10 protein-coding genes are annotated in these 16,703 nt (G+C 39.3%); 7 read left to right on the plus strand and 3 right to left on the minus strand.

Translation table 11 applies throughout. The features are described from left to right. Window positions 1–98 precede the first annotated feature (98 nt). From SGI74_04145 to SGI74_04170, 6 genes are all read left to right on the plus strand, one after another. Window positions 99–3,485: a hypothetical protein gene (locus SGI74_04145; GenBank protein ID MDZ4676680.1), complete on the plus strand. Its 3,387-nt coding sequence runs from the start codon at window positions 99–101 to the stop codon at window positions 3,483–3,485. After that, window positions 3,482–5,281: a hypothetical protein gene (locus tag SGI74_04150; GenBank protein ID MDZ4676681.1), complete on the plus strand. Its 1,800-nt coding sequence runs from the start codon at window positions 3,482–3,484 to the stop codon at window positions 5,279–5,281. The genes SGI74_04145 and SGI74_04150 overlap by 4 nt, the downstream gene beginning before the upstream one ends. After that, window positions 5,271–8,240: a hypothetical protein gene (locus tag SGI74_04155; GenBank protein ID MDZ4676682.1), complete on the plus strand. Its 2,970-nt coding sequence runs from the start codon at window positions 5,271–5,273 to the stop codon at window positions 8,238–8,240. Before SGI74_04150 ends, SGI74_04155 begins: the two co-directional genes overlap by 11 nt. Before the next feature lie 243 nt (window positions 8,241–8,483). Continuing rightward, entirely contained in the window at window positions 8,484–8,831 is a 348-nt protein-coding gene (locus SGI74_04160) for a hypothetical protein (protein ID MDZ4676683.1), read from the plus strand. Between the two features lie 108 nt (window positions 8,832–8,939). Further along, a complete protein-coding gene (locus tag SGI74_04165; GenBank protein MDZ4676684.1) occupies window positions 8,940–10,967 on the plus strand; it encodes a UvrD-helicase domain-containing protein in 2,028 nt (675 codons plus the stop codon). A gap of 2 nt (window positions 10,968–10,969) precedes the next feature. Continuing rightward, entirely contained in the window at window positions 10,970–11,602 is a 633-nt protein-coding gene (locus SGI74_04170; protein ID MDZ4676685.1) for a hypothetical protein, read from the plus strand. A 44-nt stretch (window positions 11,603–11,646) separates the two neighbouring features. Here the strand turns inward: SGI74_04170 and SGI74_04175 are convergent, their stop codons facing one another. The 3 genes from SGI74_04175 to SGI74_04185 form a co-directional block, all read right to left on the minus strand. Further along, complete coding sequence (locus SGI74_04175) at window positions 11,647–12,723, minus strand: porin (GenBank protein MDZ4676686.1); 1,077 nt, start codon at window positions 12,721–12,723, stop codon at window positions 11,647–11,649. Between the two features lie 115 nt (window positions 12,724–12,838). Then, complete coding sequence (locus SGI74_04180) at window positions 12,839–13,546, minus strand: response regulator (protein ID MDZ4676687.1); 708 nt, start codon at window positions 13,544–13,546, stop codon at window positions 12,839–12,841. 162 nt (window positions 13,547–13,708) lie between these two features. Beyond that, window positions 13,709–16,252, minus strand: a complete 2,544-nt coding sequence (locus SGI74_04185) for an ATP-binding protein (protein ID MDZ4676688.1) — start codon at window positions 16,250–16,252, stop codon at window positions 13,709–13,711. Window positions 16,253–16,372: 120 nt separating this feature from the next. Between SGI74_04185 and SGI74_04190 the strand changes: the two genes are divergently transcribed. After that, a partial coding sequence (locus tag SGI74_04190) for a hypothetical protein (protein MDZ4676689.1) occupies window positions 16,373–16,703 on the plus strand: 331 nt, incomplete at its 3' end.

The raw sequence follows: 16,703 nt of genomic DNA on the forward strand, positions 1-16,703 counted from the left end.
TTTATTCTTGTTTAAGACTTAAGTTTCTAGCCCTTGATCCGATAAGTATATGTGGGTAATGCGGGACCCTTTTTAGAACGTATTGAGTCGGAGAATAAATGGGCATAGGCAGTAAACCAGCATTCAAACGAATCGCACTGACAGCACTTTTTGTGCTGATTGGGTTTACGCTTATTTTTTCTTACCAAAATTTTGCTACTGTGAATCCTCAAATTTGTAATAGCCACGATATAAATACTAATTGGGAAGAAGTTGATCGATTTAGCTATACGAAAACTTTTAATGATGGCGGTATCACCGCCGCGGGGCATATTGATAGTCTGCAAATTTCTGATTCAAATAATCTACTTGGGCAAGAAATTGTAACAGTTGTTGGTCATGGTGATTCTGGAATTCTTAGTGGTAGCTCAACAGCTTCACGTACAAAACGTTTATTTGTTAGGCGTATACCGATAAATGGAACGCCAGTAGCATCAAAGGTTCAAAACCTTCTTGATTCCGACAATCATTTTTTTCAAGCGAGCAAAGTAGATTTCAACGGCAATGTTTTCGCCACAGGTTTTTCAAGCTCAGGTTTATGGCGCTCACGAGTGCTTTTTAGTAATCCTAGTGATATTACAAAAAGTAATTGGTTTGAAAATCCAAATATCACAGTAACAGGAATTGAACCAAGCGATAGTAGGTTTAGTAAGAGTACATTTTTTGATCAAGGTCGCGATGGCGATATTTTTATGGCTATCCGATCACAAACCAGTGCACCACAAGTAGTGTCTTTGTTTCGCAGAGATAATGGTAACGGATCTTGGACTTCGCTAGCTAGTCACGATTTTGGTATTGCTATCGAAGTGAATTTGTTTTTCAGGGATAATAATAAATTTCTCTATGTTTTTGTCACAGATAAAACATCTGTCGAAATCGCTCGCGCATTTAGGGTTGATACCACAACGTTTCTAAATGCTACGAAAGTGACTCTCGGTGATTTAAATACAGCTGGCAGTTTTAATTTCTTAGCCAATCAAAAGAAGTTTAAAATGATAGATGGCTTTTATGATGAAAAAAGAGACCGCGTATTTCTTGTCGGCCAAACAGTAGACGCCACAGGGTTAGCATCAGCAGCTATTGTCACCACTACCAGTGATATACGCTCACCGCCTTCAACACAAACATGGACTTCAATTTCAAAACCACTGAGTATTGGAAAAACTTCTAGATTTACACGAGTCGGCATAGATCGTGATGGAAATATTTTTGCCTTTGGTAATGGTTTAGATGCAAATAATAGTGAGCGAAAATTTATTGTCTCAAGTTCAGATGGCGGGACTACTTGGTCAGCGCCATCAGCTAATTGTGACGGTACAGGATTTTGCACATCAATCAGCGTTGGTGGAAGTTCACGAAGCGTAGTCGTACAGGGCAGCAGCGGAATTTGGAGCAACGGCTCTGCGTTTAGTGGCGTCATTGCTGATCACACGAACGATGCCATATTTAAAAGTTTCAGCGAAGATCTTTTATCAATTGTTTCAGATCAAGGCGGAAGACTCTGGGCACTGACCGACTCACCTTCAGGCGCAGGAGATAACACACTTAAAACTCTAAAAGTATATAAAATGTCATGCAGTTCAACTCAAGGCAGTGCCGCATGGCCATCAGTGAACAGGCCACGCGTTACAATTGGTGTACCAGCAAAACCCGTATTAGTTTTTGACGATATAGCGGGGCAAACAAATCAACAGGTGCAATTTAAATGGTCTCATGTTGGTGGGTCACTTTTTTATAAAGTTCAACGCCAAAGATCAAGTGAATTTTCTTTTTCTGAAATGCCTGTTGCTGGCTCAGTTTCATCACCGACAATTCCGATTTATGCAAAATTGGCAACACCCAATGTAAATGAATTTATTTTTACTGATACACAACTGACAAACAATGAACCTTATAAGTATCGCGTTTATGGTGTAAGTGTTGATGGAGATATAGGCATTATTTCTTCTCCTGATTTAACTCTCACACCAAATATTCCAACCCCATTAAAGCCATCAATAACATCAAATGGCGAGAGTCTTGCTGGTAATAAAATATTATTAACAATAAATCGTGGAGACGTTTTCACTACCCGATTTATCTTACAAAGACGTGAACTTCCAAGCACCATCTTTACGACAATAGCACCCAATCTAACTGCATCTGGTAGTAGCACTGCTTTTGAAGATTCAGGATTAACTACTGAAACTACATATGCGTACCGGGTTACTCCGTTCAATAATGAAAATGAAAATGGTCCTGTATCTGATGAGAGACAAGATACTCCACGATTTCCACCACCTCCACCTGTAAAGCCATTTACACCCGCAAGTCTAACAGCCGCAGCTCAACACACTCCATTTAAAGTTACATTAAACTGGGCAAACGGTAACGGCGATGCAACACATGATGGCTTTCGAATTACCCGAAGCCTTGATGGTGGTTTAAACTTCATCCAAATTGGTGGAATCGTTTTGCCGACGACACTTACGCTTACTGATGATACTGGCGTTACAGGAGGCCAAACACCTCAATATAAAGTGACATCACGTTTTGCAGCAAATACTTCAAAACCAGAAAGTGATCCAGCCACTGCTTCAATCGCTGTACCTACTCCAACTCCTGTACCTCCAAGCAATGTTCGTGTAACGCAAAGTACAATGACACTTACACGTGTTGCATGGGATGCGTCACCTTTAACTCAAGCTTACGGAGTTTTTCGTAGTAAAGATGGAAGTTTAAAAAACCGAGTACAGGTATTCACCAGTACACCTTTAAGCTTAGAGTTTCCAGACACCGATGTTACAGCTGGTAGCACTTATGCGTATTGCATAAAATCATATTTAAATTTTGGCACAGATAGTGAACTTGAAAGTGCTTGCTCAGCACCTGATGTCGCAATTACTGCACCAACACCAGCACCAACACCCAATCAAGGATCATGTATTATCGCCAGCGAAGATATCTCAGCTAATTTACCCATGGGATTTTTCGCTCCCAGCGCTGGGCAAGGTTATCAAAAAAGTAACATCACTACTGGCGTACTAGCTGATCTAGAACAGTTTTGCGCACAAGGGCCTTTCGATAGCTTAATGACAGATTATTGTAGGCTTAACACAAAACAAGCACAAGCCTGCGTAGCTGTTTATTTACCCAACGGCAATCAAAGTGGAACAACATGCAAAACAATCGTCGCTGATATTTTACAGGCTTCAAAACGCCAGTGCCCAAAATCAGCCGGAAGTGTAATTTCAAAAGGTGCAAATGCTGATAAATTTGATCCGCCAAAAATTAAAAAGAATGTCATCAATTCAAACCCAACTTGCGGAATGATCTCTACAAACTCTGACGGACCAACCTCAAATGGTGGAATGGGCGCAGTTGCAACAGCGTTTGCATTCTTAATGATTCCTGCATTTACCACACTCTCACTTCGTAGAAAAGAACGCGAAGGAGGGTTGTTATGAAAACCAGAGTGCTAAGAACTCTAGGCATAATATTTGTAATGACACTTCTTTTTGGCAGCTACATGAATTGTGCAAGTCCTAAAGTAAGTAGACCTTTACCTAAGGGATCACTTTCACCAGAAGAACTTTTACGACAATCTTTGCAAAACAAAGTTTCAGTAGATTTTTGCACAACACCTGCGCAAAGTTTAAATTCAAAAATTATTATCATTGCAGCAATAGATATCTCAGGCAGTAATATCAGCTGGGAAGCGTCAAACATACCCACTGACTGTAAAGGCCTCAGGCGCTTTGAAGAACTCAAGGCGTTTACTAATAATCCTGATTTACCAGATCAAGGAAACTATTTTTTTAGGCTTGTTAAATTTGGTAACGAGGCAGCTTCTCAAGATGGCACTGACGACTCTTTGATAGTGCAAAAGACAAATAAAAAATCTGTTTACACTGGTATGATCAATTCAGCAAAAGCTGAAGCTCTCACTGGTGAACCACAAGAAACAAACTATCAACAAGCTTTATCTAGAATAAAAGCTGTTATGGAAGCCGATATTGCACAAGCAAAAATCGTCGATGATACACTTAATTTTATAGTAGTATTTTTATCAGACGGTGTTCCACTTGTGCGCGGAGTAAGACAAGATTATGTAAATGGCCTACAAAATACCGCAGGTTTAAGCGCAATGGTTTCTGATATCATCGCACTTGGCAAATCTGAAGAAAATCAAGCTAACGTAGAAAGTATTGTTTTTAATACTGGCTTTTACTCAGCATCGCTTGCAGCTGCAACTACAGCTTGTTCTCCACCACCACAACAGCCTGGCGAACCACCTCGACCACCACCAATACTTAATCCAGTGATGCAACAAGAAGCAAAAACATTACTTGATAATATGGCTAAATCAGGCGACGGAAGTTTTACTGACATCGGTACAAGTAGTATTCCCTTTGATCAATTTATTGCATTGGGTGCAAGACTTCTATTTGAACTTAGTGATGTATGGGTTACTAATCTTAATTCGGCTTGGTGGAATGGTAACTTATTAGGAGACACTGACTCTGACGGCATACCTGATATAATAGAAGAAGAACTTAAATCTAATCCATTTAATGCAGATACTGATGGCAATGGTGTTCGTGATAGTATTGATTTTTTCACCTCAACAAATCACGAGCCATGTAAAAGAAAAACTACTGGAGCCTGTGAAGTAAATTTGGCACTCAAAGCAGAATGCATTTCTGCCGGAGCTCAGGTGCTGAACGGACGATTCAAAGATCGTGATTCTGATATGCTCAATGATTGTGAAGAATTTTTACTTCAAAGTGACCCAACTAACCCAGATTCAAATGGTGATAATATTCCAGATGAATTTGCATACCGTCATGGCTTTACAATCAATGGCCCTGCTACAGAGCGTTCTTCTCGCTCGTTCTTAGACGGCATTCGCCTTGATTTTAAACTTTTAAATTTTCAACCTCTAGATATTGCTGCCAATAATTTACCTGCTACTTTTTCACCACCCATAACACAACGACTGCTTAACACAAGACGTACTGACGGAAGTAAAACCTGCTATTCACAAAACATAGAGCCCATCACTCATATAGCCGTAAGACCACAGGGTGGTATTGAAACTTTTGATAATAAAATCCAGGTACTCATTTTAGAAAATCAAGCCATTCTCTCAAGGCGTCAAATCATTCGCATTGGCGAAAGAACAATGCAAAAAGGTGTTCCACTTAATTTTACAGATGACGGGGTTAATGATTTTCCCGTGAGGTTAAACAATGGCCAGTAGATATATAAACAGAACATATTTCATAGTCGCTGGACTCTCATTACTGGGCGCGCTCATCTTGGGTTTCGGTCAGGCTTGCGGTAAGTCTGGTCAATCAATTTTAGCAACACGCGTAAGAGCGCCCAAACCGCTACCGCCCCCAGCATCACTGAATGCATTTCAACCGCCACTTGCTCCGCATTTAGTTTGCAAAATGTTTTTAAATTCTGCTCCAACGGTTTTTAGAACAATAGATAGTCAGCCAGCTAAAGAGGTTTTTGATTCTCGCGTATTACCCAAAGAAGATGAAAATTTCACCATTGATTGTCGAAACACTACAAGTGGTGTGGTTGACAATGTTAATAAGCTTGAGTTTAAAATTGAATTTCATGACTCAGATTTTTTACCTTTGGATTTAAAATCTACCTTAAAAAAAGATACAGCACCCATATTTAATTATGCAGTAAAAAATGGCACTTACGTTGGTACAATTACAGCAACAGACACCTTAGGTTTAAAATCATCGCGTGATTTTTTACTTCAAGTTAGCTGTAACAACACTCAACCCATCACTCTTAACATGAATAAACTTATTATTAAGCCGGTTCCTGAATTAGACCGCACCGCTGCAGATCAAAATCGCGCCACTGGAGATCGCTACGAATACAATCCGCGCGACCCAAATAGCCCTAGTGATATAACAAAATCTATTGTTGTTTTACCACCCGGTTCACCGGCCAATGAGCTTGATAAATATGTTTACTCATTTGATTTTAACGGCGATGGATTATTTGACCCATACAAAGATGGCCGCATTTTTAAATCATGGTCTGAGATGCAAGAAAACTTTGATGATAACGATGGCGTGGTTGAAGAGGGTGACGGAAATCCATTCAATAGCGTGTTTAGTTATTTCCGCGGAAAATGCACACTCATCGACGATACAAGTTCACCCGGAAATAAAACATGTGAAAAAAATGCGAACAAAATACCGGTTATAAATACAAATAAAAGAGTTGGTGTTCGTGTTTTAGATTCTGTGTGCAATGTTTATCAAGAAGGTTTTATCGATTACAATTTTGGTGTTGATGAGAACAACCAACCTTCGCTGCAAGCTACACCCACACCCGCTGTTCCAATTACAGATCAACCTTTTTACGAAGTTGCAGGAATGTTCCCAAATCAATTGTTTGCTATATATTTAGTTGCTGACTGGTTACCTATACGTAATCCAGCCAACGGTGTAATGAATGACGATAAGCGCATTGATAATATTCATTATGTTGGCGTCACACCTTTAAAAGAGCGCCTCAGCAATTCAGATCGATTTTTATTTCGCTTCAATAGAGGTATCGGTTTTACTGGGCAACCTCGACACCTAAGTACCGTTAGCATGCTAGGTAGTACAAAATATTTTAGTGAAGAAAACAGAGGAACTCATGGCATGCAAGTGGGCCTACTCTACCAAGACCTCACTGTGGCCTCTGAAAGTTTATTAATAAAAGCTAAGATGTGTAAAGGTGGCGAGACAGCATATGATCCGCTAAATCCACGGATCATTACACCTTGCATACAGTTTGTGAATGTTTCTGGCGCAAGCATGAGTGAAACCTCAGGCCTCTATGGCACTGACATTCGCTATGCTCCAAGTGACACAAATTCATGTGAAGTCGAATATCAAATTGTACGTACCGAGCCAGGCGCTGCGGCATGTTTACTTTCAGGTGGTGTAATCGATATTTTTCCTTCTGGGTTATTGCCACAAAACATTACCGTACGCGAAGGTAAAGTTGTTGAGTGGGTAAATAACAATACCGCAGGTGCTGTACAAGGTACGCTTAAAATATATAGACAAGGCGCAACACCTACTGATCTTACAGAAGTATTCAGCAAAACTATTGCTGTTGGCGCTCGAGAAATACCGCCCGAAAGTTTATTTGCGAATCCGGCAACATTTAAATATGAGTGGATTTCATCAATCACAGCACCCAATCCACGAGTTGGTTTTGTAAGCGTTATCGAAGATACCACAACAAATCCCAACTCAAGCCCTACACCTACACCAACACCGGTGCCACAAGGTGGGCTCATCGACCTTGAAATTTCAGGTCAGCTACCAACAAAAACTACGCAAAAAGGTTTCAAAATTAACTTTAAAAATATTGCAACTGCCTCATCTGGTGAAGGCATTTTGCGCGTTTATTCTGCCACCAAGAGAACGCAAGCTGGGCAACTTTTGAGCGATGGCCTTGACTTAGATACACAAGGAAATATCAAACTCACACAAATCGCTTCACCACTAACCCCTACAGTTTTTGATATCAGAATCGGACCCACGGCAACGGCTGAATTTTTATTTAATACACCGGGAGTTTATAAATACACATGGTCGCCAAATACATCAGATGCTGATGGCGGCTATATTGCCGTACTAGATACATTCGTACGGAATCAACCACGGCCATTTTCGATGCAGATCGACGGTAAAATTAAATGTACGTCACTCGACAATGGCGCCGTTGAACCAGAGGGTGGCACGATCAAACTCGAAGATGCCGCCCCAACACCACGCGATCTTTCAACGAAAAAAGGTTTTAAAGTGATCTGGACTAATAGCAACACCGTTGGTGCCTTTGGAACATTAAAATTATTTGAAGCAGATTCAACAGTTACCGGGGGTTTTAAACCATTTCTTGTTAATGGCGCTGCATTTGAAAGAGGAATTTCAATTAATTCTTCGACTGACTTTACCTTTACTGTACCGAAACTTTACAAATATACATGGACAATTGGCAGTCAAACTATGGAGGGCACCATAAATGTTGTCGATGCCCTACCCACAAACCAACGGCGCTTTATGAAATTTGAAAGCGGACGATTTAATCTCAGAGTTGGAGAATCAGAAAAAGGAATTTGCGGTGAACCTGGTCCAGGCCCCGGCGATGATGGACCACCACCCAAAGAGCCACCAGCCTTATAAAGTGGCAAGAGCCGCTTTTGCCTGCCTGGGCAAAACCACCCATACTTAAACAAACAGCTAAAACGGAAAATTCAAAAACGCCTGTTAGCGTATGACAGTTGTCTAAGCCTGGTACACGCCAGATTGAATCTATTGAATTTGGCTGCTGACTCGTACAGAGTACTAGTAGTTTTAACTACTTAGCGTTTGTGCATGGTCATTGCAAAATCATGTGCTGGAGAGATGATTTATAAGGAGAAACCGATGAAAATCACAGTAATGTTTTTAATGGCGCTTATATATGGTTCACAAGTTTTTGGTGCCGCGGAAGTAAAATGTAAATCCTCACATAGGTTTCCCTACAGTGTGGCCATTGAGGGACTTTCAAGTGAAAATAAGAAGCTTGTGACCATCAAACGTAAAAATAGAATCGTATATCGTAATGTTGTAAAAGCACATGAACAAGCCAATCAGAAAGATTTTGTTTTAGGCCGTCAATTTGCGATGAGTATTTCAAAAAGAAATTCTTTTGCCAATCTTAACGCCGTTGTACGTGAAGAGGGTGGTCGTAAAATGATTGCTGATGGTCACATGGCGTGTAAAATTTTGTAAGTTTGCGCTGAGTTAAAGATATTGTTAGCTCAGATTCTTCTTTGATCCGTTGAATGTTTCAAGTAGACTCTTGCCATATTAAAAATCAAAAAAATCGCAAGGGCTCAAATGTCTCGTATAGCATCATGGACACACAACCTTAATCCAGAGCAATGCAAAGCTGCACTTCATAACGAAGGGCCGCTCCTTATTCTTGCAGGCGCTGGTTCAGGTAAAACCACAGTACTGGTAACACGGACAGGGCGTCTTATTGACGAGAAAAGAGCTGCACCCAAAGAGATCTGTGTGCTTACATTCACAAATAAATCAGCTCGTGAACTTAAAAATCGTGTGACGGCAAAACTTGGCGACCAAGCGCAAGGGGTTTGGGCTGGAACATTTCATTCTTTTGGGCTTCAAATTCTTCGGCAATTTCACAAAGAGGCGGGGCTTCCTAAGTTTTTTGGAATACTTGATTCATCTGACAGCCAATCTCTTGTTAAAGAAATCATGAGAAACTTTAACCTTAGTGGAAAAATAGATTTTGATGCTGGTAAGTTATTATCTGTAATGGGTAACATGCGAGCCCTTGGAAAATCTGAGAACCCTCAAGACGATGAATACAGTACGGCGGCAGAATGGTGTCTGCCCAAGTACATGAAAAAATTAAGTCAATTGGGAGTTGTTGATTTTGATAATCTCATTCAAAAACCTTTAGAGCTTTTTGATAAATCTAAAGAGGTTAAAGAACGGGTACAAAACGCTTTTAAGTTTGTGATGGTCGATGAATTTCAAGACACCAATAAACCACAACTGGCTTTGGTAACAAATGTTGTTGAAAAACATCTTAATATTGCTGTGGTGGGCGATGATGATCAATCAATTTACGGGTGGCGTGGGGCATGTATTGAAAATATTTTAACTTTCCCGAGTTATTATGAAAAGTGTGCCGTAGTGAGGCTTGAGCGCAATTACAGATCAACTCCTGCAATTTTAAATTTGGCAAATGCTGTGATTTCAAAAAACGAGAAACGTCATGCTAAAAAATTAAAATCAGATCCAAATGCTCAAGAAGGTATTTTACCTGAAGTTTTTGTCTATGAATCTGAAGAAGAAGAAGTTGAAAGAGTGATTGGTGAAATCACAAATCTCAAACAAAGCGGCAGAGAACACCACGAGTTTGCAATTTTATTTAGGTCAAATAGTCAAGGAGCACTGCTTGAAGCTGAAATGCGCAAACAAGGTATTCCTCATCAAATCACAGGGGGCACTGCATTTTTTGACCGTAAAGAAATTAGAGATATTTTAGCGTATTTAAGATCAGCTATTCGGCCTAATGAAGTTAGCTTTAGACGTATTCTCAATGTTCCTTCTCGTGGTATCGGAGAAGCTACTGTAGATCTAATAGCTGAATCCTCGAGTCAAAATAAAACATCTTTTTATAAAGCAGCAAAAGAGTGGAGAAATTCAGAGATTAATGAAAATGCGGGTCTTAGTATTGATCAATTGATAAAAGATCTCGACAGTCTTGTTCCTGATCTGGTTGCGACTGATTCAACGCCTGGTGATAAACTTATTAATTTTCTCACTCATATTGGGTACAAAAATTATCTTGAAAAAGAATCAAAAGATTCTCTAGCTTTTTCAAAGCGCTGGGGGCTTGTTGGAATATTTGCGCAAGTGCTTAATAAATTCGCAGCGCACAGTGGTCGCACTGAAAAAACCATTAAAGGTTTTATTGATGCCATGGAGCTTCGTGATAATCAAGATGAAGAAGATAAATCTTCTGTGAGTTTGATGACTCTGCATTCGTGTAAAGGTTTAGAATTTCCAATAGTTTTTATGGTTGGTATTGAAGAAGATGTAATACCCCATCGAACTCTCGGGTCAGATATTAGTGAGGAGCGCAGGCTTTTTTATGTAGGTGTGACGCGTGCTCAGGAACGCTTAATTCTCAGTCGTGCTAGGCAGCGCAAGCGTCACGGAAAACTTATTCCTTCAGCACCATCAAGATTTTTATTGGAAATTCCTAAAGAACTTTACAAAGAATATGAACTTGGTTGGCGCCCATTGTCAGGAGATGCTAGAAAATCGCTTCTAGAGGATCTTTATAAAAAACTAGCCTTTGATGCTACAAATGAAACTGGGAAACTATAAACATGTCGTTAAAATTTAAAAAATTAATTTTTGCATTTTTAATTATTTTTGCATCACCTGTTGTAGCTCACGCATTTGGTTTAGAATTGCGTGGTAACTTTGGTGGTACTTTTGTTGACCCCGGTGGAATGAATCTTTTTTTGCGAAATAATGGGATCAAAGAAGTCTATGTGTACGGAAATGTGGGGGGAGACATTATTATATTCCCCATCATTGTACCTATCGGAGTTGGTGCGCGTTATGAGTACAATGGAGTTAAAGTTGATGCCATAAATAAAGGTGCAATTAACGAAGGTGAGTTGCAAGCTGCAAAGTGGTCAGCACTTTTAACTGCGAGAATTGTACAGCCCGCTTTTTACGGCGGTTTGATTTTTACTTTAGGGGTTGATCATAAATCTACTTTTACGCTCCGAACACCCTCTGGCAAGCGAACCTATAACGACAATCAAGTTAATACTACGTATTCCATTGGTTTTGATTCTGGGTTTAAAATTTTTAATATTAGATTAGGTTCAGAGGCTGGTTATCAAAGTTATGTTATTAAAGAAGTTAAAGGTTCAGCAGCAGGTAATAGCGGGATCAGCATTGATCTGAATGGTTTTTACGCCATGATACATATTGGAGTTGGATTTTAATAAAAAATACCCCGAGAACATTCAGCATGCTCTCGGGGTTAATGTCACAAAGCCATTTGAGCATTAAGTATAACGAGGGTCCCGTCTCTGCCAGCCACCGGATTATATGTTCCTGATGAAACGTTAACACCTGCTGTACTTGTTGATGAAGTACTACTCATGTTTTTAAGCACAGTACCAGCAAGTTGAATTTTTGCATTGTGACTATGAATTAAATAATTCAGCCCAAGTGTATAAGCACTTGATGATGAAGTATTTGGATCTGTAGTCACTTGAAAATTTTCGTAACGTAATGCTGGCTGAAATTTATCTGACACGTCATAGGCAACTTCGGTGGTCATGCCGTTTCGATCGATGTCTAGCTCTTTAGCTTGTACACCTTCTGCTCGCAATTGTAACTCATCCCACTTAAAACGCAGATTTCCGCCATATCGAGTACTACTTCCTACTACAGCTTGGGATTGTCCGTAAAAAGCTCCAGCTTTAAAAGCATCAGATATTTTATAATCAAGGCGTGTGTTTAAATCTTTAGAGTTATTCGTGTCATCAATATTTGCAGCATTTGAATTGACGTTTGGTTGACCGTTTGAAGCCATGAGTTTTGCTTGCAACGGGCCAAATGTTCCATTGAGCATCATTCCTATATCTCTGCGATCACCGAAGTATCGTGAGACATACGCTCTTTCAGGAAATAAAAGTTCAGATGATGAATCAAGTCCTTCTGAAGTTGTGGGAATTTTAAATTGACCAGCTACGATTTCAAGATCTGGATAAAGAGTAAAAGCTACTCCTAAATCTTGAAGTACTTTATTATCATTATTTGTAGATACACTGCCTGAGCGAAGGGACTTTGCCGGATCAATCATTACAAACCAACGCGTGTTTTCTACGACTGATCCACTGAGTTTAAGTTCTGCGCGGCGAAGTCGGTAATTAAGGTGACTATCTCCTGTGCTACTCAGAATAGTTGTGTCATCAATCATCCAGGTTTGAAGAAGGACTCCTAGTTTAGCTTTTCCTTTTCCTACAGAGAGGGATTCCAATGGCACATCTTCAGCAAAACTAGAAGATGTTGCCAGTAGTGCTGTAATGGCGAATATAACCAAATTTATTTTATTCATTAAAGGCCTCCTTAGTATGTTTATTTACTTACGTATTATGTATCCCAGAATTGGTCAAGGTACTGTTAGGACTGTATTATGATTTATTGGCTGGTGGTTTATTGGGTGTAAATTTTTAACTAGATTTTTTGAGTGATGCAAGATTGCTATTTAGCCAATGACGAATTTTTTGCAATTCTGTGTCATTGAGCCCAATAAAGTTTGCACTAATGAAATACAATCCTGCATTTGAAGGATCACGTGTGTAACCGGTGACACGTAAAATAGGTGGCTCGATGCCAATTTGTTGAAAAAACTCACTATTCACTTTAACTTTTGTATCCATAGGTGCAAAGAGGGGAGACCGTAAAGTCAATCCTCGCTCAGAAATATAAGTGATCTGTGTATCTACATCCCATTGAGCTTTGCGACGAACCGGACCTTCTGGAAAACTTGTAGTAGGTACTTGTACTGATTTCTTTTTGAGAAGTGCTTGAATTTTTCCAAGTAAAATCATGGGATCAATTGGCTTAATAATGTAATCATCAGCGCCACTGTCTAAGCCCAACTGAATATCTTTTTTATCACGACGACCGGTGAGCATTGCAATGGGAATGTGAGCAAATTTTGGCTTGCCACGAATAGTTTTAATGAGTTCATATCCAGAAACACCACCTGGCATATTAGCATCGGTGATGACCATATCAAACACTTCACGCTCCAGCTTGTCTAAACCATCTCGTGGATCTGTGCTTGTAACGACAGAGTAGCCAGAACTTTCAAGTATGTCCTTGACCAATTTTAAAGTTACTTTGTCATCATCAATGAAGAGAATATTAGTCATGTTCTTTCCTCACCCACTATTTCGGAACAATGCTCAAGAAGCTTGAGGAGTACTAGTCTTAAGGCTAGCTTCTAATTGATTCTTTGCTACCAAATAGGCACCTTCTAATTCATTTGTTAAATGAACGGCAACTCCTGAAATTACTCCAGACTTTCCTATTTCTTAAAGCTTTCTACATAGATCTGAAACTTGGATAATACCAAGGTTTGAGCTACTTGACTTAAGTGCATGGGCCTCTGCAGCCAATGCTTCTGCATTATTTGTTAAAACAGCTTTTCTGATTTTTTTCAAATAAGGTGGAGCTGTTTCAAAGTACAACTGAGTAAGTTCATGAATCATATTCGGTGCACCTGGGCGCTGGAATTTTTCTAATCTCTTTAAGATATTCCAGTCAATTATAACGGGAGCAGAGTTTTGGGTTACTTGTGCTGGTTGTTCAGTTTCAATCGGTGATGCAGTGTTAACAACTGTTTTATTTGAACTATGTCTGAGCCATTTTTCTATTGTTAAAGCAAGTCGTTCAAATTCAATTGGCTTAGTAATGTAATCATCCATTCCAGCTTCGTAACATTTTTTTCGATCGCCACTTGTGACATCGGCAGTCACTGCTACGATGGGAACATGTCTTGCCGTTCCAAACTCATCTTTTCTAATTTTTCGAGTTGCTTCATAGCCATCCATTCCTGGCATCTGGCAATCCATCAAAATTAGATTATAGTTTTTCTCTGAAATCGCCTTAAGAGCTTCAAAACCATTCCCAACAGCCTCTGCTTTAAGCCCAATTTGTTCGATCATTTCAAGAACAACTCTTTGATTAACAAGATTATCTTCAACGACCAAAAGATTCATTGTAGCTTTTTCGCGATCAGTGAGACTCTGAGCAACAGGTTGAGATTCAATGACAGGTTTATTGCCATTTTCTAATTGCATCGTAAACCAAAAGACCGAGCCTTTGGTTTCTTCACTTTGAACACCAATTTCACCGTGCATCATTTCTACGAGTCTTTTACAAATTGCTAATCCAAGCCCCGTACCACCAAATTTACGAGTTGTTGATGTATCTGCCTGAGTAAAGGGTTGGAAGAGTCTATTTTGTGCATCGATAGAGAGACCAATGCCTGAGTCATGGACTTCAATTCTTAATTCAACGTTATTATTAATTTGTTGCTGACGTGTTACGAGGAGAGACACTTCACCTTGGCGGGTGAATTTCACGGCGTTTCCAAGAAGATTTACAAGAATTTGCCTAATTTTACCAGGGTCACCTCTTAAATACGGTGGTACTTCGGGTGAGATATCAATGCGTATTCCGATGCCTTTTGTTTTTGCGCTATGATTTAGCATTTTTTCTGTGTCACTGATGACACTTCGAAGATCAAAATCAATAGTTTCAAATACCATTTTTCGAGATTCAATTTTTGAAAAATCTAGGATGTCATTGATTAACGTTAATAGAGCTTCTGCAGACACTCGAATAGTTTCAGCATACTGTTTTTGTTTAGGATTAAGTTCTGTGGAGCTCAAAAGACCGGCCATTCCGATAACACCATTCATCGGTGTGCGAATTTCATGACTCATATTTGCTAAAAACTCAGATTTAGCTAGGGAAGCTTCCAGCGCCACTTTTTTAGCATTGATTAACTCTTGTTGTTCACGTTTTTCATTAGAGATATTTTTAATAAAGCAGTAGTGACCACCAAATTGATGATTATCATCGTGTGTGAGGATCATTGTCATGCGTAGATAGCATTGTGTCCCATCTTTTTTCTGAGCAACGATTTCAATTTCTTGTTTGCCATTTATGATTATCCCTTGATGCGCAGATGCCACTTTTTTCTGATCAGCAGGAACAATATGGGTGAGCCAATTTTTACGTTCTAATTCTTCAGTATTGTAACCCAACATTTTTGCATATGTTTTATTGACGTTAAAGTAATTACCCCTTGCATCGACCCGTGCAATACCCTCAACGGCGTGCTCAAGGGCTGTGCTCATTTTGCGTAATTCATTTTCAGCACGTTTTCGCTCTTCAATACTGCGAGTAACGACAAGTCTTGATGCAACGAGAAACGTAAAGGCTAAAAAACAAGCAAGTACAATTGTATTATGCGACCTGCTTGCAGCACTTTCAGCGTCAAGAACATGCTCTTCGAGCATACTTCGTTCTTGTGTTTCAATCTGTGTAGTGACTTTGCGGATGTCTTCCATGATGTATGCACCTTGAGTGATTAATGGCTCAAGACGTTCTTTTGTATAGGATTTACTTTGTCTGAGACTCACGATGCCATCTAATTGACTGAGTTTTTCTTTGATAAGTGAGTTGAGTTTTGAAATTAATTTTTGTTGTTCTTCGCTTTCTGATTCTGCAAAAAGTTCAGAGAGATTTTTAAGATGTACATCCATATTTTTAATTTTACTTGAATACTGTTCCAAAAACGCAGGGTCTTCTGCTAGCAGATAACTATTCATTCCACTTTCAGCTTCTTGGAGTTGTGACATTGTGGCTTTAAGTTCGAGGAGTACTTGATTTGTTTGTGCTGTTTGCCGAGCATGTTCTGTCAGTTTGACTTTTCCCTTATGCGAAAAAACAGTAACTGAAAGTAGAATTGCTATAACGAGGCCCAGCCCGATATCAGATTTTCTAAAAATCGAAACCAGATCTTGAAGTTGTAAGTTGTTAGTATTTTTTGGAGTCTGGTTTCTCATGTATCACTTATCGGTTTTAGACTCGCAAAACTGAATAAAAGGCTTGCTTGCTAAATGTCTATATTGCGCGCAGAGTCATTTCGTGAACAGGCATCTAATTTGCAATCACTTTGCTGAGTTATGGTTTTTAATGAAGGTTATAATTGTTGGAGAATAGAAAAAGCTTCTAAAGCGTCAGTGATTATTGACGCTGAAAGTTATTTTGAAGCATTTGTACTTGCAGCTGAAAATGCAACCCAATCTATTTTTATATTAGGTTGGGATCTAGATACGCGTATCAAGCTTAGACCTTCATTTAATTTTCCAACTTTAGGTGATTTTTTAAAGTCACTTGTACGTAAAAATTCTAATCTCAATATTCATATTTTAATTTGGGATTTCACATTTATTTATTACTCAGAAAGACAATCACCTACGCAATTTAAAAAAGATTTGAGTGGTGAACCTCAGA

The sequence above is a fragment of the Oligoflexia bacterium genome, from assembly GCA_034439615.1.
GTDB lineage: Bacteria > Bdellovibrionota > Bdellovibrionia > JABDDW01 > JABDDW01 > JAWXAT01.

Bases quoted from the DNA above. Each gene is read 5' to 3' on its own strand.
- SGI74_04180 (MDZ4676687.1), bottom strand. From the start codon at position 13,546: ATGACTAATATTCTCTTCATTGATGATGACAAAGTAACTTTAAAATTG.
- SGI74_04160 (MDZ4676683.1), top strand. From the start codon at position 8,484: ATGAAAATCACAGTAATGTTTTTAATGGCGCTTATATATGGTTCACAA.
- SGI74_04155 (MDZ4676682.1), top strand. From the start codon at position 5,271: ATGGCCAGTAGATATATAAACAGAACATATTTCATAGTCGCTGGACTC.
- SGI74_04145 (MDZ4676680.1), top strand. From the start codon at position 99: ATGGGCATAGGCAGTAAACCAGCATTCAAACGAATCGCACTGACAGCA.
- SGI74_04170 (MDZ4676685.1), top strand. From the start codon at position 10,970: ATGTCGTTAAAATTTAAAAAATTAATTTTTGCATTTTTAATTATTTTT.
- SGI74_04175 (MDZ4676686.1), bottom strand. From the start codon at position 12,723: ATGAATAAAATAAATTTGGTTATATTCGCCATTACAGCACTACTGGCA.
- SGI74_04185 (MDZ4676688.1), bottom strand. From the start codon at position 16,252: ATGAGAAACCAGACTCCAAAAAATACTAACAACTTACAACTTCAAGAT.
- SGI74_04165 (MDZ4676684.1), top strand. From the start codon at position 8,940: ATGTCTCGTATAGCATCATGGACACACAACCTTAATCCAGAGCAATGC.
- SGI74_04150 (MDZ4676681.1), top strand. From the start codon at position 3,482: ATGAAAACCAGAGTGCTAAGAACTCTAGGCATAATATTTGTAATGACA.